General features: G+C 69.7%; 17 protein-coding genes. 7 read left to right on the top strand and 10 right to left on the bottom strand.

What is annotated here, in order from left to right:
- Positions 1 to 320: 320 nt before the first annotated feature.
- Genes EF387_RS10715 through EF387_RS10695 form a run of 5 tightly spaced genes read right to left on the bottom strand, consistent with a single transcriptional unit; the run spans position 321 to position 6,390 of the window.
- A complete protein-coding gene (locus tag EF387_RS10715) occupies positions 321 to 1,973 on the bottom strand; it encodes an alpha-amylase family protein (protein WP_128376286.1) in 1,653 nt (550 codons plus the stop codon).
- Positions 1,974 to 1,978: 5 nt separating this feature from the next.
- Entirely contained in the window at positions 1,979 to 2,815 is an 837-nt protein-coding gene (locus EF387_RS10710; protein ID WP_128376285.1) for a carbohydrate ABC transporter permease, read from the bottom strand.
- Positions 2,812 to 3,804 (bottom strand): carbohydrate ABC transporter permease, encoded by a 993-nt coding sequence (locus tag EF387_RS10705; protein ID WP_128376284.1) that lies wholly within the window; start codon positions 3,802 to 3,804, stop codon positions 2,812 to 2,814. Before EF387_RS10705 ends, EF387_RS10710 begins: the two co-directional genes overlap by 4 nt.
- A 2-nt stretch (positions 3,805 to 3,806) precedes the next feature.
- Entirely contained in the window at positions 3,807 to 5,102 is a 1,296-nt protein-coding gene (locus EF387_RS10700) for an ABC transporter substrate-binding protein (RefSeq protein WP_128376283.1), read from the bottom strand.
- Between the two features lie 46 nt (positions 5,103 to 5,148).
- Positions 5,149 to 6,390 carry an aminotransferase class V-fold PLP-dependent enzyme gene (locus EF387_RS10695; protein ID WP_128376282.1) on the bottom strand — a complete coding sequence of 414 codons (1,242 nt, stop codon included), beginning with the start codon at positions 6,388 to 6,390 and terminating at the stop codon, positions 5,149 to 5,151.
- A gap of 249 nt (positions 6,391 to 6,639) precedes the next feature.
- Here EF387_RS10695 and EF387_RS10690 point away from each other — a divergent pair, with 249 nt between their 5' ends.
- The gene (locus tag EF387_RS10690) at positions 6,640 to 7,341 is read left to right on the top strand and encodes a FadR/GntR family transcriptional regulator (protein ID WP_128376281.1); all 702 of its coding nucleotides are present in this window, start codon (positions 6,640 to 6,642) and stop codon (positions 7,339 to 7,341) included.
- 94 nt (positions 7,342 to 7,435) lie between these two features.
- Positions 7,436 to 8,446 carry a LacI family DNA-binding transcriptional regulator gene (locus EF387_RS10685; RefSeq protein WP_238431435.1) on the top strand — a complete coding sequence of 337 codons (1,011 nt, stop codon included), beginning with the start codon at positions 7,436 to 7,438 and terminating at the stop codon, positions 8,444 to 8,446.
- A 48-nt stretch (positions 8,447 to 8,494) separates the two neighbouring features.
- On the opposite strand, the gene EF387_RS10680 is transcribed toward EF387_RS10685, so the two are convergent.
- The 5 genes from EF387_RS10680 to EF387_RS10660 form a co-directional block, all read right to left on the bottom strand.
- Positions 8,495 to 8,956 carry an HIT family protein gene (locus tag EF387_RS10680; protein WP_128376279.1) on the bottom strand — a complete coding sequence of 154 codons (462 nt, stop codon included), beginning with the start codon at positions 8,954 to 8,956 and terminating at the stop codon, positions 8,495 to 8,497.
- A gap of 211 nt (positions 8,957 to 9,167) precedes the next feature.
- Complete coding sequence (locus EF387_RS10675; RefSeq protein ID WP_128376278.1) at positions 9,168 to 10,076, bottom strand: sugar phosphate isomerase/epimerase family protein; 909 nt, start codon at positions 10,074 to 10,076, stop codon at positions 9,168 to 9,170.
- Positions 10,077 to 10,113: 37 nt separating this feature from the next.
- Complete coding sequence (locus tag EF387_RS10670) at positions 10,114 to 11,025, bottom strand: ATP-binding cassette domain-containing protein (protein ID WP_128376277.1); 912 nt, start codon at positions 11,023 to 11,025, stop codon at positions 10,114 to 10,116.
- Between the two features lie 9 nt (positions 11,026 to 11,034).
- Positions 11,035 to 12,108, bottom strand: a complete 1,074-nt coding sequence (locus EF387_RS10665) for an ABC transporter permease (protein WP_128376276.1) — start codon at positions 12,106 to 12,108, stop codon at positions 11,035 to 11,037.
- A 7-nt stretch (positions 12,109 to 12,115) separates the two neighbouring features.
- Positions 12,116 to 13,135: a substrate-binding domain-containing protein gene (locus tag EF387_RS10660; protein WP_128376275.1), complete on the bottom strand. Its 1,020-nt coding sequence runs from the start codon at positions 13,133 to 13,135 to the stop codon at positions 12,116 to 12,118.
- A gap of 291 nt (positions 13,136 to 13,426) precedes the next feature.
- Between EF387_RS10660 and iolC the strand changes: the two genes are divergently transcribed.
- The 5 genes from iolC (at position 13,427) to EF387_RS10635 (ending at position 19,877) form a co-directional block, all read left to right on the top strand.
- Positions 13,427 to 14,383: a 5-dehydro-2-deoxygluconokinase gene (iolC, locus tag EF387_RS10655; protein WP_128376274.1), complete on the top strand. Its 957-nt coding sequence runs from the start codon at positions 13,427 to 13,429 to the stop codon at positions 14,381 to 14,383.
- 30 nt (positions 14,384 to 14,413) lie between these two features.
- Complete coding sequence (locus EF387_RS10650; RefSeq protein ID WP_128376273.1) at positions 14,414 to 15,292, top strand: Cgl0159 family (beta/alpha)8-fold protein; 879 nt, start codon at positions 14,414 to 14,416, stop codon at positions 15,290 to 15,292.
- Between the two features lie 128 nt (positions 15,293 to 15,420).
- A complete protein-coding gene (gene iolB / locus EF387_RS10645) occupies positions 15,421 to 16,302 on the top strand; it encodes a 5-deoxy-glucuronate isomerase (RefSeq protein WP_128376272.1) in 882 nt (293 codons plus the stop codon).
- 17 nt (positions 16,303 to 16,319) lie between these two features.
- Positions 16,320 to 18,206 (top strand): 3D-(3,5/4)-trihydroxycyclohexane-1,2-dione acylhydrolase (decyclizing), encoded by a 1,887-nt coding sequence (gene iolD, locus EF387_RS10640; RefSeq protein WP_128376271.1) that lies wholly within the window; start codon positions 16,320 to 16,322, stop codon positions 18,204 to 18,206.
- A 177-nt stretch (positions 18,207 to 18,383) separates the two neighbouring features.
- Positions 18,384 to 19,877 (top strand): CoA-acylating methylmalonate-semialdehyde dehydrogenase, encoded by a 1,494-nt coding sequence (locus tag EF387_RS10635; protein ID WP_128376270.1) that lies wholly within the window; start codon positions 18,384 to 18,386, stop codon positions 19,875 to 19,877.
- Positions 19,878 to 19,905 lie beyond the last annotated feature (28 nt).

The raw sequence follows: 19,905 nt of genomic DNA, 5'->3' as shown, positions 1-19,905 counted from the left end.
GGGATTCGACGGCGGGTTGGGACGGCGGGATGGGAACACGACGGGCGGTCAGGTGCGCCCCGTAGACACGGAGAGACCGAAGCGGCCCGCGACAGGCGGGCGCGACGGCGGACGGACCGGACCGGACCGGCGCCGTCGTTTGAAGGCTCAAACGAAGCATGGCGGCACTGGCTTGAAACTTCAAGTGTCCATCCAGTCGCAGGCGCGTCACCTTGTGGCTCCGACGGCGAATCCGACCCGCTTCGCCCCGAGCGCGAGGTCGTGAGGAGGCCTGGCGGCATTTCCCGTCCTGGCCGCAACCGGGACACGAACCGCGGTGATTACGACGGCAGCAGCGGCCACGCGCCCCACGGCTGCGACCACGAGTACACGAGGTCCCTGTCGCCGGTGTGCCAGCGCTGTGGGGCGGTCGTGGTGAGCCAGTCCAGTGGCTCCACGCCGCCCGGCTGCCCGCCGTCCAGGGCGAGCCGCACCGCCGCGGTGAGGTCGGCGTCGGCCCGCGCGGTGCGCGCGGCGGGGTCGACGGAGACGAACAGCGCGGTGCCGGACCGGGCCACCAGGTCCAGGAACCGCCTGTTCAGCTCCCACTCCGTGGCCGGGGTGCACGGCACGCAGTCGGCGTCCAGAGCGTAGAAGCGGCCGTGCTGGGCGAGCCGGAAGGCGAGGGTGTTGACGCCCATCCGGCGGGTGCGTTCCCAGTGCCGGCCGGATGTGTCGTCGCCGGTGCGCTGGACCTGCACGAGGCCCGCGGCGAGGTGCCCGACGGTGTTGCAGCCGATCACCACCGCGCCGCCCGCGGCCTCGGCGATAGTGCGGTACAGGGCCACCAGCACCTCGGCCGTGGTACGGCCGCGGTCGGCCAACCGCCAGCCGTCGCCGGCCATTTCTGGCGGCGTGTCCGGGTGGAAGCGGCCGAAGACGTCGTAGGTGCTGAAGTCGTGCTTGATCAGCTCGTAGCCCCAGCCGCGGAAGCGGCTGATGTCGGCGGCGACGGTGGCGAGGGTGGCGTCGAGCGACGGGTCGAGCGGGATCCGGCCGGGGGTCCCGGTGTCGGTGCGCATGCCCTCGGTCTCGGTCCGGGAGAGCAGCGGCCGGAACCACACCCCCGGCCGGGCGCCCCGGTCGGCGATGCCCGCGGCCAGGCCAGCCATGTCGTCGAACACTCCCGGCAGGCCGGTGTCCCAGGGCCCGCCGGGCGCGCTGCCGCCGCCTTCCGTCCAGCCGTCGTCGACGACGCAGAAGGGCCGTACGGGATGGTCCCCGGCGTACTCGGCGATGGTGGCGGCGTCCCGCAGCACGGCGTCGGGGCCGAAGTCCCTGCCGTAGGCGTAGTACCAGTTGTTGCAGCCGACCACGGGCAGTTCGGGCAGCAGCGGGTCGGGGGACATCGCGGCGCACAGCGACTCCAGCACCGCGTAGGGGCGCGTACCGTCGTCGGCCGCCACCCCGACCACCGTGGCGGCCGCGACCTCCCGTTCGCCCGGCAGCACCGGCAGGCCGCCCGCGCGCACGTCCAGCCAGAGCGTGGTGCCGTCATCGTCCACCGCCCAGCAGCACAGTGCCCCGGCGCGGGTGCGCACGCCGAGCCCGGCGGTGGTGCCGGAGGCCGGGTCGGTGCCCAGCCAGTACCAGGGCAGCGGCCGTTCCGGCTGGATGCCGCGCCACTGGAGGTCGCCGTACGAGCGCTCCCAGGCGTCGCCGAGGACCAGGGCGGGGCGGTGCCCGCCGGGATGGTGCCGCCAGCGCAGCGCCACCTTCGACACGCCCTCCCGCCCGGGTGCGACGAGCGCCAGACGCAGCGCGCCGCCCGATACGCCCGAAATGTGACGTGCCGTCACCTCGACGCCGGCCACCGTCCAGCGGCCCTCGCCCGAGGGTTTGGCGGGCCGTGGGACGTCGCCCGCGTCGGCCGGGTCGGTTGTCCCGACGAGCACGTGGACGGAGTCCGGAAGGGGGACATCGATCTCGTGCACGGTGCTCAGCCCTTCACGGCGCCGGAGGTGAGCCCCTGGACGATGTGCCGGCTGGCGAAGGCGAACAGCAGCATCGTCGGCAGGATGGTGAGCACGGCCGCGGCGGACATCGAACCCCAGTCGATGTTGAAGCTGGAGATGAACCCGTTGAGGGCCGTGGGGACCGTCTTGTTGGCGTCGCTGTTCATCAGCGTCACCGAAAGGAACAGCTCGTTCCAGCAGTTGACGAAGTTGAAGATGAACGCGGCCACGATCCCCGGGCGCATCACCGGCAGCAGCACCCGGAACAGCGCCCCGAACCGGGAGAGTCCGTCGATCATGGCGGCCTCCTCCAGCGCGTCGGGGATGTTCTCGAAGAACCCGCGCAGCATCACCGTGCAGAACGGGATGCACACCGCGATGTAGACCAGCATCAGCCCGAGGCGGTTGTCGACCAGCCTGAGGTCGGTCATCAGCAGGTACAGCGGGCCGAGCGCGATGAACGAGGGGATCATCTGGGTGACCAAGGCGGCCATCAGCAGCGCGGACTTGGTGCGGAACTCGAAGCGCGCCAGCACGTACGCGGACAGCATGGAGATCGCCGTGGCCACCGCGCCGGCGACGGTCGCGACGATGAGGCTGTTGGTGAGGTAGACCCCGAAGTCCGCCTTGGAGAACAGGCCGGTGTAGTTCTCCACCGAGAAGTGCTCGGGCCAGTAGTCGATCGGGAAACGGAAGATGTCGCCGGGTGCCTTCAGCGAGGTGACGGTGATCCAGTACAGCGGGAAGACGGTGAAGACCAGCCAGATCCCGAGGAAGGTGAACCGTGCGGTCCGGCCGGCCGTGGTCTCTTTGCCGATCACGGCTTCACCTCTCGTTTCTCGCGCGTGGCCAGCAGGAAGAACGTGGCGAACAGCAGCAGCCCGGCGACCACCAGAAGTCCGATCGCGGAGGCCTGGCCGTAGTCGCCCTGCTGGGTGATCCTGATCATCCAGGTGGTCACGATGTGCGTCTCGTTGTTGGGGCCGCCACCGGTCATCCCGAAGATCAGATCTGGGAAGTTGAAGATCCAGATGACCCGCAGCAGCACGGTGAGGGCGAGCGTGGTGCGGATGTACGGGATGGTGATGCTGAAGAGCGTGCGCACCTTGCCGGCACCGTCGAGTGCCGCCGCCTCGTACAGTTCGTCGGGGATGGACTGGAGCGCGGCCAGGATCATGATCGCGAAGAAGGTGACGCCGTACCAGGTGTTGGCGACGAGCACGGCGATCATCGCCTTGTCGGGATCGGCGAGCCAGGCGATCGGCTGGTCGATCAGTCCGGCCTTCTGCAGCAGGTCGTTGACGACACCGAACTCGCTGTTGAACATCCAGCGGAACAGGATGCCGATGAGGAACCCGGAGATCGCCCAGGGGAAGAAGACCAGCGCCTGGTAGAGGCCGCGGAACCGGAAACGGCGGCGCAGCCACAGGGCGAGCGCGAATCCGATCACCAGCTGCGGCACGATCGAACCACCCACCCACAGCCCGGTGTTGGCCAGCACGGTGCCCCAGGCGGGGTCGGCGAACACCTCACGGAAGTTCTTCCATCCCACCCAGGAGGTGTCCGTGAGATCGGTCAGCTTCCAGTTGCGGAACGCCATCTGGCTTCCCGCGATCATGGGGTAGTAGGTGAAGACCGCCACGAAGACCGCGGCCGGAGCCATGAAGGCGGCGATGAGCAGACCGCGCCGGGTGGTGAACTCCCGCCTGCGGCGGCCCGGTCGGGCGCCGCGGGCGGGCGGGGCGCCCCCCTTGCGGGAGAGGCGCCCCGGCCCGGATTCCGTCTTCGCCGTGGTGGACGAGGCGGCCATGTCTACTTCCACTTCTCGGTCCAGTACGTGTCCCACCCGGCCAGCAGCTTCTCGGGCGTCAGCTTGCCGAGGATCATCTTCTGCACGTCGGCGTCGGCCTTCTGCTGCCACTCGGTCCACCAGGAGACACCGCGCGGCTGGGTGACGACGAGGTACTTCTCCGGGTTCTCGGTCATGGTGACGTAGCTGGACCAGGGCCCGGTCTTGTAGAAGGGGTCCTCGTTCGCCGACTTGAGGATCGGCACCAGGCTGTTCTTCTTGGTGAACGTCGTGGATGCCTCGCCCTGGGACAGGAACTCGACCAGCTTCACCGCCTCGGGCTTGTTCTTGCTGCCCTTCGCGACGCCCCACCCGGCGGTGGCCAGCGCCTGCACGGTCTTGCCGGAGGGGCCTGCCACGAGTGGCGCGGTGTTCCACTGGTCCTTAGTGATCGACTTGGACTCCGAGACGGTGGCGATCACCTCGGGGTCCTGCAGCAGGAAGGCCGTGGACCCGTTGGAGAAGCCCTCGACCATCTCCGGATAGCCCCAGGACACCGACGACTTGGGCGAGGCCTTCTTGAACAGCTCGAGGTAGGTCTCCATCGCGTCGAGCGCCCCCGGCGCGGAAAAGATCGTCTTCCCGTCCTTCAGCTTGAAGCCGTTCGCCGGATCGACGTCGTCGGCGACATAGGCCTCGATGATCGCGGCGGCGTTGCCGTTGGCGTTGGCGCCGCCGCGGAAGGCGTAGCCGTACTGCCGCTTGGCGGGGTCCTGGATTGCGGAGGCCTGCTTCAGCAGGTCCTCCCATGTTGCCGGGGGCTCACTGAAACCGGCTTTCTCGATCAGGTCGGTGCGGTAGAAGAGGCTCAGCCCGTAGAAGCCGTACGGGATGAAGTACGTCTTGCCTTCGGTGTCCTGGGCGGCCTTGACGGCGTTCTCCGTCATCGCCTCCCAGCCCTTCCAGCCCGTCAGGTCCTTCTTCATGTCGTAGAGCCAGCCGTTGTTCGACCACGGCCCCACGGTGGTGTCCCGCACCTCCAGGGTGTCCACACCGGTGCCGGACTGGAGCATCTGCTGGATCTTCTGGTCGGCCTGCTCGGTGGGCGGCGAGATCAGGTTGACCTTGATCTTGGGGTTCTGCTTCTCGAAGTCGGCTATCAGACCCTTCAGCAGATCGGTTCGGGCGGGGTTGGTGAGGCTTTCGACCATGTTGAGGGTCACCGTTCCACCCGAACTGCTGGGGTTCATGGTGGAGCAGCCGGTCAGGACCAGTGCGGCGGCGGTGCCGAGGGCCAGGGCTGCCGTCCTTCTTTTCATCGTGCTGACCTCTTCGCATCAGGGAGGGGCATGCGGTGGTGCGCAGCTACGGCGTGCCGTGCTGCTCGCGGGCCGCGCGGGCCCACTCGCCGAGGACGGGGACGCAGGTCTCGGCGAAGTACTCGTAGTCCGTGGGGGTGTTGTAGACGTGTGCGGACAGCCGCAGATAGCCGTTGCCGTCGAAGCTGGTGAACGCGGCCTCCACGTTCAGTTCCTCGGCGACCCGGTCACGCAGCGCGTCGGCCTCGATCCGGCTGCCGCCCAGCCCGTCGGGCAGACGCACCAGCCGCATTCCGGGCACCGGCATGCCTACCTCGACCCGGCCGCCGATGCCGGTCAGTTCGGCGAACGCGGCACCGATGACGCGCTCGGCATAGTCGGCCAGGTCGTCCATGTAGCGGCGGGCGGCCTCCCAGCCCCAGGTGTCCTCGATGAGGTCGAGGGCGGTGGGCGCGGCGAGGGGGGCGGTGGCGTCGATCGTGCCCTGCTGGTCGAAACGGTCTGGGTAGGGGTCGGCGGCCGCCCAGGAGTCGATCAGGGGGTAGAGGTGATCGCGGAGCGGGCCACGGGCGACCAGGGCCGCGGTACCGCGCGGGGTGCAGCCCCATTTGTGGCAGTTGCCGACCCAGAAGTCGCAGATCAGACCGTCCAGGGGGGCGGCGATCAGGCCGGGGGCGTGCGCGCCGTCCACGAGCAGTGGGATACCGCGCCGGCGGGCCTCCGCGCCGATCCGTTCCACGGGCATCCGGCGCGCGGTCGCGGAGGTGATCTGGTCGACGACGATGAGACCGGTGGCCTCCCCCAGTTCGGCGGCCACGGCCTCGTACGCCTGCTCCTCGTCCGCGTCCAGGGGCACCCGGGCGGTCCGGACCCGGCCGCCCCAGCGGCGTGCCAGCCGCTCGGCGCCCATGGTGACGGCACCGTACCCGTGGTCGGTCACGACGATCTCGCCCCCGCGGCGGTGCGGCAGACCGGCGTAGACGACGCTGGCTCCGGCGCTCGCATTGGGCACCAGGGCGAGGTCGCCCGGTGCGGTGCGCAGAAAGGCCGCGAGTTCCACACGGACGGCGGCGAGCCGCTGCGGCAGCGCCGGGAACCAGACCACGGGCGAGCGCTCCATCTCCGCGCGCAGCAGGTTCTGCCGCTCCTGCGCCACGAGGGGCACGGCTCCGAACGAACCGTGGTTCAGGTGCAGTTGGGCGGGGTCCAGCGTCCATGCCCGGGCGGCGGGCCGGCCGTCGGCCAGCAGCAGGGGGCGCGGCGCGGTGGTGACCTCGGTCTCGCTCACATGACTCCATATCTGCCGTAACCGAGTGCCCTGTGGGCATCGGGCATCAGAGCACCAGACATCAGACCGTCAACAGGACTCATCTGATGACTCGGGATGATGGCACGATGAATTCCGGCCGACAAGGGGCAGGACAGGGAAAGTCATCAGATGAATCTCGGACGACACATGGGAGACATCTGATGACCGGGCTCGCTACAGTGCACCGAGGGCCACGAGACACAGTCGGCCCCGCACAGGAGGAGTCCGATGTCCGCAGTCGACAAGGCGTTCCACGGCCTACGGCACATGATCGCCACGGGTCGTCTCGGCGCGGGTGAGCGCATGCCCCCGGAGGGGGACCTCTGCGAGGAACTGGGCGTTTCCCGGGGGTCGTTGCGCGAGGCGGTACGGATGCTCACCGCCCTGGGTGTGGTCGAGCCGCGGCACGGCTCCGGCACCTTCGTGTCCCGGCTCAGACCGGAGGACGTCATCGGCAGCCTGTCGCTGACGCTGGAACTACTGCCCCTCACGGGCCTGTTGGAGGTCTACGAGATCCGGCGGGTGCTGGAGGCCCATGTCGCGGCGCAGGCGGCGGCACGCTGCACACCGGAGGCCGTGGAGAGGCTCTTCTCCCTCATCGAGGCCATGGAGGCCACGGACGACCCCGCCGACGCCTCCGAGCTCGACCACCGCTTCCACGCCGAGATCGCCAGGACCGGTGGCAACCCGACCCTGGCGACCCTGTTGTCGGTCTTCCGCGCCCGCTCCCGCAAGTACCAGGTCTTCACCCTCCCCCAGGGTCCGGAGCTGCGCCGCAAGAGCGACGAGGACCACCGCGTCCTGGCCACCGCCATCGCCGACCGCGACCCCGTGGCCGCCGCGGGCGCCGCACAGGCCCATGTCGCCCAGACGGAACGGTGGCTGCGCGCGTTCATGCCGCCCGTGGCGGAGGAGGAGGCTGCGGGCTGACGGCTCCCCGAACCGGGGCTGCGTCGACCGATGGTCGGCCCAGGCAAGTTGACACGAGCTACCTTGAGATCATGGACTCTGGACAGGGGAGATCGTGAAGGGGCGCAGGCCGACTCTGGAGGCAGTCGCGGCGCGTGCCGGGGTGGGGCGGGGCACGGCCTCACGCGTCATCAACGGCTCCGGGCACGTCAGCCAGGAGTCCCGCGCGGCGGTGCTCCGCGCCGTCGAGGAACTGGGGTACGTGCCGAACCAGACGGCCCGGGCGCTGGTGCGCCGGCGCACGGACACCGTCGCTTTCGTGGTGGTCGTGACCGAGGACAAAGGATTCTGGGCGGACCCCTTCTACTCGCAGCTGGTGCGCGGCGCCCAGGCCGCTCTCGCCGCCGAAGGCATCCAGCTGATCCTGGCGATCGCCCAGTCCCAGCAGGAACGCGAACAACTCAGCACATTTCTGACCGGTCGTCATATCGATGGAGTCCTGCTCACCTCACTCCACGACGACGACCCGTTACCGGGGCAGCTCGACGCCGGTGACATCCCGACCGTCATGGTGGGTGCGCCTACCGGCTACACCCCCGACTACGGCGTCGACCTCGACAACGCGGACGGGGCCCGGCGAGCCGCCCGGCATCTGATCGAGCGCGGCCGGCGCCGGATCGCCGTGATCACCGGCCCGCTCGGCATCCAGGCCAGTGTGGACCGCTGGACGGGTTTCCGGGACGCCCTCGCCGAGGCCGGTCTGGCCCAAGGGCCCGTCGAACACGGCGACTTCACCCTCGACTCCGGTGCCGAGGCCATGCGGCGGCTGCTCCTGCGTGACGATGCCGTGGACTCCGTTTTCGCCGCCAACGACCTCATGGCCGCCGGTGCCCTGCGTGTCCTGCGGGAGTCCCGGCGCCGGGTCCCCGAGGACGTCGCGGTGGTCGGCTTCGACGACTCCGCCGTCGCCACCACCACCGATCCCCCACTCACCTCGGTCCACCAGCCCATCGAGGAGATGGGCCGGGAGGTCGCCCGGCTGATGATGGCGCGACTCGGGCGGGAAGCCGCGCGGGAGCGGAAGGTGGTCTTCGCACCACGTCTTGTGGTCCGCGGGACCACCTAATGCGGGTGCTTGGCGGGACCACCTAGTGCCGGGGCAGTAGGCCTCGTCTCATGGCTGTCCGGGGTGGTGTCGGCCGCGTTCCAGGCCGGCTCTGATCCGTTCGGCGTCGTCGTCCAGGGCGGCACGGGAGCGCTCCTGCCACCTGACCTCCAGGCGGAAGGCGTCGTCCCAGGTGCGCGGGAAGACGTGCACGTGGAGGTGGAAAACCGTCTGTTCGGCGGCCTCTCCGTCGGCAAGGAACACGTTCACTCCCTCGCACCGCAGTCCTGACCGCCGCAGCCCTCGCGTCAGCAGATGCACCACCCGGAACAGATGGGCCATGAGGTCCTCGTCGACGTCCTCGAGGCCTTCCACGTGCGCCTTGGGGATGACGAGCAGGTCTCCGGGCGCGGCCGGGTGAATGTCCATGAAGGCCAGGACCCGGTCGTCCTCGTACACCCGGCTGGCTCGCTCCCCGCCGGAGACGATGGCGCAGAAGGCGCAGTCCGGGTCCACGGCGGACGGGCCCATGGGCCCAGCATGCGCCCTCGGCCCGCCCTCCGCCACAGCGAGTCCCGCCCTGCGATCTCCAGGCCGACGGCATGGCCGGCCACACCCGCGGCCACCGGGCCGGAGGAACCCCGACGGGGCGGCTCTCGCAGGCCGGCCGGGGGTCGGCCGCGCAGGCGTGGCTCCGCGTGCGCGGCCTCGACGTTGCCCGGGTGGCCGTACCGCCCTCGGCTCACGCCCCGCAGGAGCGCAGGAACTTCCGGGTGCGTACGGCGATGGGCAGCGGCTTGTCCGGCGGGCAGGGGTACATGTCCTGCTCGACGATGGCGAACAGGTCCACGCCCAGGCCCTGCGCCGCGCTCAGTACCGGCCCCAACTCCGGGACACCGGCGGGTGGTTCACACATCACTCCGCGCTGCACGGCGGGCCCGAACGGCACCTCGTTCTTGACCACGTCGGCGAGGATCTCCGGGTCGACCTGCTTGAGGTGGAGATAGCCGATGCGTTCGCCGTAGGTCTGGATCAGCTTGACGCTGTCGCCGCCGCAGTAGGCGTAGTGCCCGGTGTCCAGGCACAGGCTGACCAGGTCGGAGTCGGTGGAGTCGAGGAACTGCTCCACGTGCTGCTCGGTGTCGATGTGGGTGTCGGCGTGCGGGTGGACCACGATGTCGAGGCCGTAGTGCTCCTTGACCTCCTTGCCGAGCCGTTCCATGCCCTGGGTGAGGTGGGACCACTGCTCGGGTTCGAGCTCCGGCGGCTCGAGGATCTCGGCGGTCTTGTCGTCCCGCCAGAAGGACGGGATGACCACCAGGTGTCTGGCGCCCATGGCCTGGGTGAGCGCGGCGACCTGGCTCACGTGCTCCCAGGTGGACTCCCACACGGCCGGGCCGCGGTGCAGGCCGGTGAAGACCGTGCCGGCCGACACCTTGAGGTTCCGCTTGTCCACCTCGTCCGTGAGCCGGGCCGGGTCGGTCGGCAGATAGCCGTAGGGGCCGAGTTCGATCCAGGAGTAGCCGGCCTCGCTGACCTCGTCCAGGAAGCGTTCCCAGGGCACCTGCTGCGGGTCGTCGGGGAACCAGACACCCCAGGAGTCGGGGGCGGAGCCGATCCGGATGCGGTCCAGCGCGGGGCTGTCGGTCATGTCAAAGGGTCCCTTCCCAGGGCGGCGGCCGCGGTCATCAGGAGGTCTCCTCGGGGGCGGCCGCCACGGGCGCCGTGAGGTCCTCCTCCTCGGGGAGCTCGTCGACGTCCACACCGCGGACCTGCGCCAACTCGTGCTTGAGCGCGGCGAGTTCGGCGCCGCCGGCCATGTGGTTGGTGAGCTCTTCCAGGCTGACCTCGTCACGGGAGGCGGACAGTTCCATGGTGCCCAGGCGCAGCACGCTGAAGTGGTCGCCGACCATGTAGGCGTGGTGCGGGTTGTGGGTGATGAAGATGACGCCGAGGCCGCGGTCGCGGGCGGCGGCGATGTACTTCAGCACCACACCGGACTGCTTGACACCGAGCGCGGCGGTCGGCTCGTCCAGGATGAGCACGCGGGCGCCGAAGTAGACGGCGCGCGCGATGGCCACCGACTGCCGCTGGCCGCCGGAGAGGGTGCCGATGGGCTGGTCCAGGTCGTCGAGGACGATACCCATGGCGCGCAGTTCCTCGTCGGCGGTCTTCTTCATCCTGGCGATGTCGAGACGGCGTACCGGCCAGGGGCCCTTGGTCATCTCGGAGCCGAGGAAGAAGTTGCGCCACACCGGCATCAGCGGCACGGTGGCGAGGTCCTGGTAGACGGTGGCGATGCCCTTGTCGAGCGCCTCACGGGGGGTGGTGAAGTGCACCGGTTCGCCGTCGACGAGGAACTCGCCCTCGGTGTGCTGGTGCAGCCCGGAGATGATTTTGATCAGGGTCGACTTGCCGGCGCCGTTGTCACCGAGGACGCAGGTGACGCGGCTGGGGCTGACGGCGAGGCTGACGCCGTGCAGGGCGCGGACGTTGCCGTAGGACTTGCCGGCGCCGCGCAGTTCGACGATGGGCTTGCCGTCCTCGGGCGCGGTGTCCTTGGTGAGGGTGGCGCCGGGTGTGGATCCGTTGGTTGTCATGGGATCAGATCACCTCCGGGTCGCCTGGTGGCGGACCCACAGATTGACGAGGGCGGCGACCAGGAGCATCACGCCGAGGAACGCCTTGAACCAGTCCGGGTTCCAGTTGGCGTAGACGATGCCCTGGGAGACCATGCCGAAGATGAAGGCACCGATGACCGGGCCGATCGCCGAGCCGTAACCGCCGGTCAGCAGACAGCCGCCGATCACCGCCGCGATGATGTACAGGAACTCGTTGCCCACGCCCTCGCCGGACTGCACCGTGTTGAACGAGAACAGCAGGTGCATGCCGACGAACCAGGCGCCCGCGCCGACTCCCATGAACAGGGCGATCTTGGTGAGGTACACCGGGACACCGACCGCGCGGGCGCTGTCCTTGTTGCCGCCGACGGCGAAGATCCAGTTGCCGAACTTGGTGCGCAGCAGCAGCCAGGTCGCGACGGCCGCGAACAGCAGCCAGTAGAAGACCGTTATCTTGAAGTTGACGCCGCCGATGCTGAATTCGCTGGCGAAGACGCTCTTGGCCTGGTCGAAGCCGTCCATGTCGGAGATCGAGTCACTGGCGACGTTGCCGGTGAAGATCTTCGTCACCGCCAGGTTCGAGCCTTGCAGGATCAGGAACGAGCCCAGGGTGACCAGGAAGCTGGGCAGCCCGGTCTTGATCAGCAGCCATCCGTTGAACGCGCCCACGGCCAGCGAGACGATCAGCGCCACGATCACGCCGGTCCACACGTTCACCGTCAGCTGGAAGCTGAGGATCGCGGCGGTCAGCGCGGAGGTGGTGACCGCGACACCGGCGGACAGGTCGAACTCGCCGCCGATCATCAGCAGCGCCACCGGGATCGCCATGATGCCCATGACGGACGCCTGGTAGAGCACGGTGGCCAGGGAACCGGCCTCGCGGAACGACGGGGCGGCGGTGAAGAAGAAGACGTACACGCCGACCGCCGCTATCAGCGCACCGACCTCGGGACGGGCCAGCAGCCGGCGCCCCAGGGAACGTTCGGTGGTCCGGCCGTCCTTGTGAACGGCCGGCGAAGCCGGCGACGGGGAACCCGTCGCCGGTGCCGTTGCTTGGGTCATACCGAGATCACCGAGTACCCTTCGCGGCGAACTGGGAGACGGATTCGACGTTGCTCTTGTCGACGAAGGCCGGGCCGGTCAGGACCGGGGCCTCCCCACCGCCCATGTAGTTGCCGTTGTTCTTGTAGAGCCACAGGGAGTCGACCGACAGGTAGCCCTGCAGGTAGGGCTGCTGGTCGACGGCGAACTGGATGTCACCGTCGGCGATGGCGGAGGTCAGGTCCTTGTTCAGGTCGAAGGTGGCCACCTTCGCCTTGCTGCCCGCATCGGCCACCGACTGCACCGCGGTCAGCGCGAACGGGGCACCCAGCGTGACCACCTCGTCGATGGAGGCGTCCTGCTTCAGCTTGGCCGTGATCGTCGACTTCACCGACGGCATGTCGGTGCCGTTGACGTACAGGTTCTCGGTCTTGCCCTCGAACGTCTTCTTCACACCCCCGCAGCGGGCCTCCAGGGCGACATGGCCCTGCTCCTGGATGACGCATATGGCTTTCTTGGCGCCGAGCTCGTTGAGCTTGTTGCCCAGGGCCTCGCCTGCGATGGTCTCGTCCTGACCGAAGTACTCCAGCAGGCCCTGGTCCTTCCAGTCGTCCACGCCACCGTTGAAGCCGACGATCGGAATACCGGCAGCCTTGGCCTTGGCGACCACGGCCTTCATGGCGTCGGGCTTGGCAAGGGTGACCGCTATGCCGTCGACCTTCTGGTCGATCGCGTTCTGCACCAGGTTGGCCTGGTTGGCGGCGTTCGGGTCGCTGGAGTAGACGAGCTTGACGTTGTCCTTGGCGGCGGCAGCCTGGGCGCCCTTGCGGATGATGTCCCAGAAGGTGTCACCGGGCGCCGCGTGAGTGATCATCGCGACCGTCATCCGGGGCGTGCTCGCCTTGCCCGCGGAGGCCCCGCTGGTGTCCTCCTCCGACTTCTTGCCACCGGAACTGCTCGAGCAGCCGGCGACCAGCAGTGCGGACGCCGCGGCCATCGCGACGAGTGGGGCAAATCTGCGGGAACGGGGGTGAAGCGTGCGGTCCATCTTGCCTGCACCTCACTGTGCGACGGGAGAGGGAACTGAGCCGGGCGGTCGGGCCCGGGCCTGGAAGAGCCCGGGTCGAAACCCGGGTTCTGCGCCGTGATCCGGCTGTTTCGCTGGGACGGGATACAAGTCCCTGCGATACCCACCTGTCAATACTTTGTTAAGACATCATTTCACTTGCTAGTCCTAATGTAAGTACAAAGCCTTGACATGGGCTCGCTGGGAGGCCTACACCTGTGTGGACATCGGGCGCCTCGTTGCCCGCACTCCCCCGCATGAGGAGCGACGCGCATGCGTGAGCCCGCCGAAACTTTTGATCTCATCACCATGGGACGCATCGGTGTCGATCTTTACCCGCTGCAAGCCGGTGTACCGCTGCCACAAGTGGAGTCCTTCGGAAAGTTCCTCGGCGGCTCGGCGGCCAACGTCGCCGTGGCAGCCGCGCGTCTCGGCCGCGCCAGCGCGGTGATCACCCGCACCGGCAACGACCCCTTCGGCACCTTCCTACACCAGGCACTCCGGGAGTTCGGCGTCGATGACCGCTTCGTGACCTCGGTGGATGCCTATCCGACACCCATCACGTTCTGTGAGATCTTCCCGCCGGACGACTTCCCGCTGTACTTCTACCGCCGGCCCAAGGCCCCTGACCTGGAGATCAACACCGACGAGCTGGACTGCTTCGCCATCCGCTCCGCACGGATCTTCTGGATCACCGGAACGGGCCTCAGCGAGGAGCCCAGCCGCTCGGCCACCCTCGCGGCTCTGAAGGCGCGCGGCAAGTCGGGCACCACCGTCTTCGACCTCGACTGGCGGCCCATGTTCTGGACGGACCCCGACACCGCCCGCCCGTACTACACCGAGGCCCTGAGCCACGCCACCGTGGCCGTCGGCAACCTCGACGAGTGCGAGATCGCCACCGGCGTACGCGAACCGCGGGCCTGCGCCGAGGCCCTGCTGGACGCGGGCGTGGAACTGGCCGTGGTCAAGCAGGGCCCCAAGGGCGTGCTCGCCGTCCACCGCGACGGCACCACCGCCGAGGTCCCCCCGGTCCCGGTGGAGGTCGTCAACGGCCTCGGCGCGGGAGACGCCTTCGGGGGCTCGCTCTGCCACGGTCTGCTCTCCGGCTGGGACCTGGAGAAGACCATGCGGTACGCCAACGCGGCCGGCGCGCTCGTCGCCTCCCGGCTCGCCTGCTCCTCCGCCATGCCGACCGAGTCCGAGGTCGAAGACCTCCTCGCGCGCGGCTGACGGACGCCACACCCCGAACGGAGCGAAGTCTTGAGCATCAGCATCCCCGACCTCGTCACGGTGCGCGCCCGGCACCCCGAGGCCGTCGCCGAAGCGGCCGCCCGCCGCGTCCGCCGCCCGCTGGTCGGCGACAGCGGGCGTCTGATGATCGTGGCCGCCGACCACCCCGCCCGCGGCGCCCTCGGTGTCGGCGACCGCCGCATGGCCATGGCGAACCGTGCCGATCTGCTGGAACGCCTGTGCACCGCGCTGTCCCGGCCCGGCGTGGACGGGGTGCTCGCCACCGCGGACATCCTGGAGGATCTGCTGCTCCTCGGCGTCCTCGACGACAAGGTTGTCATGGGCTCCATGAACCGCGGCGGGCTGGCCGGCGCGTCCTTCGAGATGGACGACCGCTTCACCGGCCACCGCGCCGAGGACATCGAACGGCTCCGCTTCGACGCCGGGAAGCTGCTGCTGCGCATCGACTACGACGACCCGGGCTCCCTGCGGACCCTGGAGTCCACGGCACGCGCCGTCGACGACATGGCGGCCCGCCGGCTCCCGCTCTTCGTGGAGCCGTTCATATCGCGCCGGGTGGAGGGCAGGGTCCGCAACGACCTGAGCGCCGAGGCCGTCACCCGGTCCATCGCCATCGCCTCCGGCCTCGGCGGCACCTCCGCCTACACCTGGCTCAAGCTGCCCGTCACCACGGACCCCGACGACATGGCCGGGGTGCTGGAGGCGTCGACACTGCCCGTGGTGCTGCTCGGTGGCGAAGTGGGCGGGGACCAGGAGGCGGCTTACGAGAAGTGGCGCAAGGCGCTGCGGCTGCCCACCGTGCAGGGCCTGGTCGTGGGCCGTTCGCTGCTCTATCCGGCCGAGGGCAGCGTGGAGACGGCGGTGGACACCGCGGTCGGCCTGCTCTGAGGCCCCTCCCCTGGGACCCCACTTCCCTTGGGCGCCCCTTGGGACCCACTTCCCTTGGGACCCACTTCCTCCGAGACGCCACTTACGACCCTCCAGCCAGGAGACCGCATGCTGCGAAGAAGGGCATCATGACGACTGCGCACCACCTGCCCGCGGGCAAGGCCACGGGCGACGCCTACACCGTGAACGTGACCCCCGAGTCCGCCGGCTGGGGCTACTCCAGCCTTCGGGTGCTGGACCTGCCGCCCGGCGGCTGGCACAGCTTCGACACCGGCGACAGCGAGTGGATCGTGCTGCCGCTCGCGGGTTCCTGCTCTGTCGCCGTCGGCGGTGACACCTTCCGCCTGGCGGGGCGCGCGAGCGTCTTCAGCGGCGTCAGCGACTTCGTGTACGTGCCCCGCGACGCCCAGGTCTCCATCGCGGCGAAGGACGGCGGCCGTTTCGCCCTCACCGGCGCCCGCTGCACCCGCCGGCTGCCCGCCCGCTACGGGCCGGCCTCCTCGGTCCCGGTGGAGCTGCGCGGCACCGGCAGCTGCTCGCGCCAGGTCAACAACTTCGGCGCGGCGGGCGTCTTCGAGTGCGACAGGCTCATCGCCGTCGAGGTGATCACGCCCGGCGGGAACTGGTCCTCCTTCCCACCGCACAAGCACGACGAGCACCGGCCCGGCGAGGAGTCCGAGCTGGAGGAGATCTACTACTTCGAGTTCGCCGATCACGAGGGCACCCCCGGCCTCGGCTACCAGCGGGTCTCCCCGTCCGGCCAGGGCGGCAACACGGATGTGCTCGCGGAGGTGCGCGACGGGGACGTCGTCCTCATCCCGGACGGCTGGCACGGCCCTTCCATGGCGGTGCCCGGCCACCACATGTACTACCTCAACGTCATGGCCGGCCCCGATCCCGACCGGGCCTGGCTGATCTGCGACCACCCGGACCACGGCTGGATCCGCGACACCTGGCCCGAGCAGCCGGTCGACGCCCGTCTTCCGCTCTACCACGCCCCGTCCCCGTGAGCTCCAGTGAGGTCCCGATGAGCCGCCAGTCCCCCCAGCCAACGAGGCGTCTGACCGTCGCCCAGGCGCTGGTGCAATTCCTTTCCGCGCAGTACACCGAGCGCGACGGCGTCCGCAACCGGTTGATCGCCGGCACCTGGGGCATCTTCGGCCACGGCAACGTCGCCGGGATCGGCCAGGCGCTGCTGCAGGCCGGCGAGGACACCATGCCGTTCCACCAGGGCCGCAACGAGCAGGCCATGGTGCACGCCGCCGTCGGCTACGCCCGCCAGCTGAACCGGCTCTCCGCGCAGGCGGTCACCACGTCCATCGGCCCCGGTGCCACCAACCTGGTCACCGGCGCCGCGCTCGCCACCATCAACCGGCTGCCGGTATTGCTGCTGCCCGGCGACTACTTCGCCACGCGCCCCGCCGACCCGCTGCTGCAGCAACTTGAGCACCCGACCGAGGCCGATGTGTCCGTCAACGACACCCTGCGTCCGGTCTCCCGCTACTTCGACCGGATCACGCGCCCCGAGATGCTGATCCCGTCCGTGCTGAACGCGATGCGGGTGCTGACCGACCCGGCCGAGACCGGCGCGGTCACCCTCGCGATGCCGCAGGACGTGCAGGCTGAGGCGTACGACTGGCCGGAGGAATTCTTCGCCGCGCGCGTGTGGCGCGTACGCCGTCCCGCGCCCGACCCGGTGGAGCTCGCCGAGGCGGTACGCGCCATCCGCGCGGCGGAGCGCCCGCTGATCGTCGCGGGCGGCGGTGTGCACCACAGCGAGGCCGAGGATGCGCTCAAGGCGCTGGTGGACGCCACCGGCATCCCCGTCGCCTCCACACAGGCGGGCAAGGGCTCGCTGCGGCACGACCACCCCGCCGATCTCGGCGGAATCGGCCACACCGGCACCGCCGTCTGCGACGACATCGCCCGCGCGGCCGATCTGATCGTCGGTGTCGGCACCCGCTACAGCGACTTCACCACCGCCTCCAACACGCTCTTCCAGAACCCGGACGTCCGGTTCGTCAACCTCAACGTGACGGGGTTCGACGCCCACAAGCTGGCGGCCCGGACGGTGGTCTGCGACGCCCGGGCGGGCCTCACCGCGCTCACCGAGGCACTGGCCGGGCACCGGGTGGAGGCGTCGTACGAGGCCGAGTACCGCGCCGGGAAAGAGCGCTGGGACCAGGTGGTGGCAGCCGCCTACCGGGCCGACGACGAGCACGCCGTGCCCACCCAGACCCAGGTCCTGGGCGCCCTCGACGCGGTCGTGGGCGACGACGACGTGGTCATCAACGCGGCGGGCTCGCTCCCGGGCGATCTGCACAAGCTGTGGCGGGCCCGCTCGCCGCGCCAGTACCACCTGGAGTACGGCTACTCCTGCATGGGCTACGAGATCCCGGCCGGCATCGGCGTCCAGCACGCCGCACCCGACACACCGGTGTGGTCGCTGGTCGGCGACGGCACCTACCTGATGATGCCGACGGAGATCGTCACCGCGGTCCAGGAGGGCCTGCCGGTCAACCTGGTCCTGATCCAGAACCACGGCTACGCCTCCATCGGCGGCCTCTCCCAGGAGACGGGAGGCGAACGCTTCGGCACCGCCTACCGTTACCGGGCCGCCGACGGAAGCTTCACCGGCGCCCCGCTGCCGGTGGATCTCGCGGCGAACGCGGCCAGCCTCGGCATGGACGTGATCCGCGCCAAGACGGTGCGGGAGCTGCGCGACGCGGTCGCCGCGGCCCGCGCCTCGGACCGGCCGACATGCGTGTACGTCGAGACCGACCCGACGCCCACCGCACCCCCGGCCGCGGCCTGGTGGGACGTGCCGGTCGCCGAGACAGCGACCCGCGCGGCCGCCGTCGAGGCCCGCGAACGCTACGACCACCAGGTCGCCGACCGCCGCCGGCATCTGTGACGCCGGCCTGTCACCTCCGGCGTCGGCCAGTCACATCTGACGCCGGCCGGCCCCCGCAGTGACTGGCTGTGCGCTCGGCGACCGGCGGCGGGCCGTTACCGGCCGGCCGACGGCCCCGACACCCCTTCAGGCCCCCTCACGCCCCCTCACGCACCTTTACGAAAGGCCCCCCGCACCATGAAGACCATCACCCATTGGATCGGCGGCAAGCCCGTCGAGGGCACCTCCGGGCGCTTCGGCCCCGTCTACGACCCGGCCACCGGCGCCCAGGAGAAGCAGGTCGCCTTCGCCACCGTCGACGAGGTGGACGCCGCCGTCGCGACCGCGAAGGCCGCGTTCGTCAGCTGGGGCCAGTCCTCGCTCGCCAAGCGCACGTCGGTCCTGTTCAAGTTCCGCGAACTGCTGGACGCGCACCGTGACGAGGTCGCCGCGCTGATCTCCGCCGAGCACGGCAAGGTGCACTCCGACGCTCTCGGCGAGGTCGCCCGTGGCATGGAGATCGTCGAGCTGGCCTGCGGCATCTCCGAGAAGCTCAAGGGCGAGCTGTCCACCCAGGTCTCCACGCGGGTCGACGTCGCCTCCATCCGCCAGCCGCTCGGTGTGGTCGCGGGCATCACCCCGTTCAACTTCCCCGCCATGGTGCCGATGTGGATGTTCCCGCTCGCCATCGCCTGCGGGAACACCTTCGTGCTCAAGCCGAGTGAGAAGGATCCGTCGGCCTCCTTCCGGCTCGCCGAACTGCTCGCGGAGGCCGGGCTGCCGGACGGTGTGTTCAACATCGTGCAGGGCGACAAGGTCGCCGTGGACCGGCTGCTGGAGCACCCGGACGTCACCGCGGTCTCCTTCGTCGGCTCCACCCCCATCGCCAAGTACATCCAGCTGAAGGCGGTCGAGCACGACAAGCGCGTGCAGGCTCTCGGCGGCGCCAAGAACCACATGCTGGTGCTGCCCGACGCCGATCTGGACTTCGCCGCCGACCAGGCCATCAACGCGGCCTACGGTTCGGCCGGCGAGCGCTGCATGGCGGTGTCCGTGGTGGTGGCGGTCGGCGACACCGGAGACGAACTGGTCGCCAAGATCGCCGAGCGGGCGAAGGGTCTGCGCATCGGGCCGGGCAACGACCCGGCCTCCGAGATGGGTCCGCTGATCACGCGCGAGCACCGGGACAAGGTTGCCGGTTATGTGACGAGCGCCGCCGAGCAGGGCGCCGAGGTCGTCGTCGACGGCACCGGTTACTCGGTCGAAGGCCACGAGGGGGGCTTCTTCCTCGGTGTGTCGCTGCTGGACAAGGTGCCGGTGACCGCCGACGCGTACAAGGACGAGATCTTCGGCCCCGTGCTGTGCGTGGTGCGCGCCGACACCTACGACGACGCCATCAAGCTCATCAACAGCTCCCGCTGGGGCAACGGCACGGCGATCTTCACCCGGGACGGCGGCGCGGCCCGCCGGTTCCAGTTGGAGGTCCAGGCGGGCATGGTCGGCGTCAACGTGCCGATCCCGGTGCCCGTTGGCTACCACTCCTTCGGTGGCTGGAAGGACTCGCTCTTCGGCGATCTGCACATCTACGGCAACGACGGCATCGCCTTCTACACCCAGGGCAAGGTGATCACGACGCGGTGGCCGGACCCGGCCGACGGCGGCATCAACCTGGGCTTCCCCAGCAACACCTGAATGCTTCCACGTCGGACGGCGGCCGGTG

Source organism: Streptomyces cavernae (genome assembly GCF_004023625.1).
In the GTDB taxonomy this organism is placed as follows: domain Bacteria; phylum Actinomycetota; class Actinomycetes; order Streptomycetales; family Streptomycetaceae; genus Streptomyces; species Streptomyces cavernae.
The sequence above is the reverse complement of the archived record's forward strand: the minus strand, read 5'-3'. Positions and strand labels throughout refer to the sequence as shown.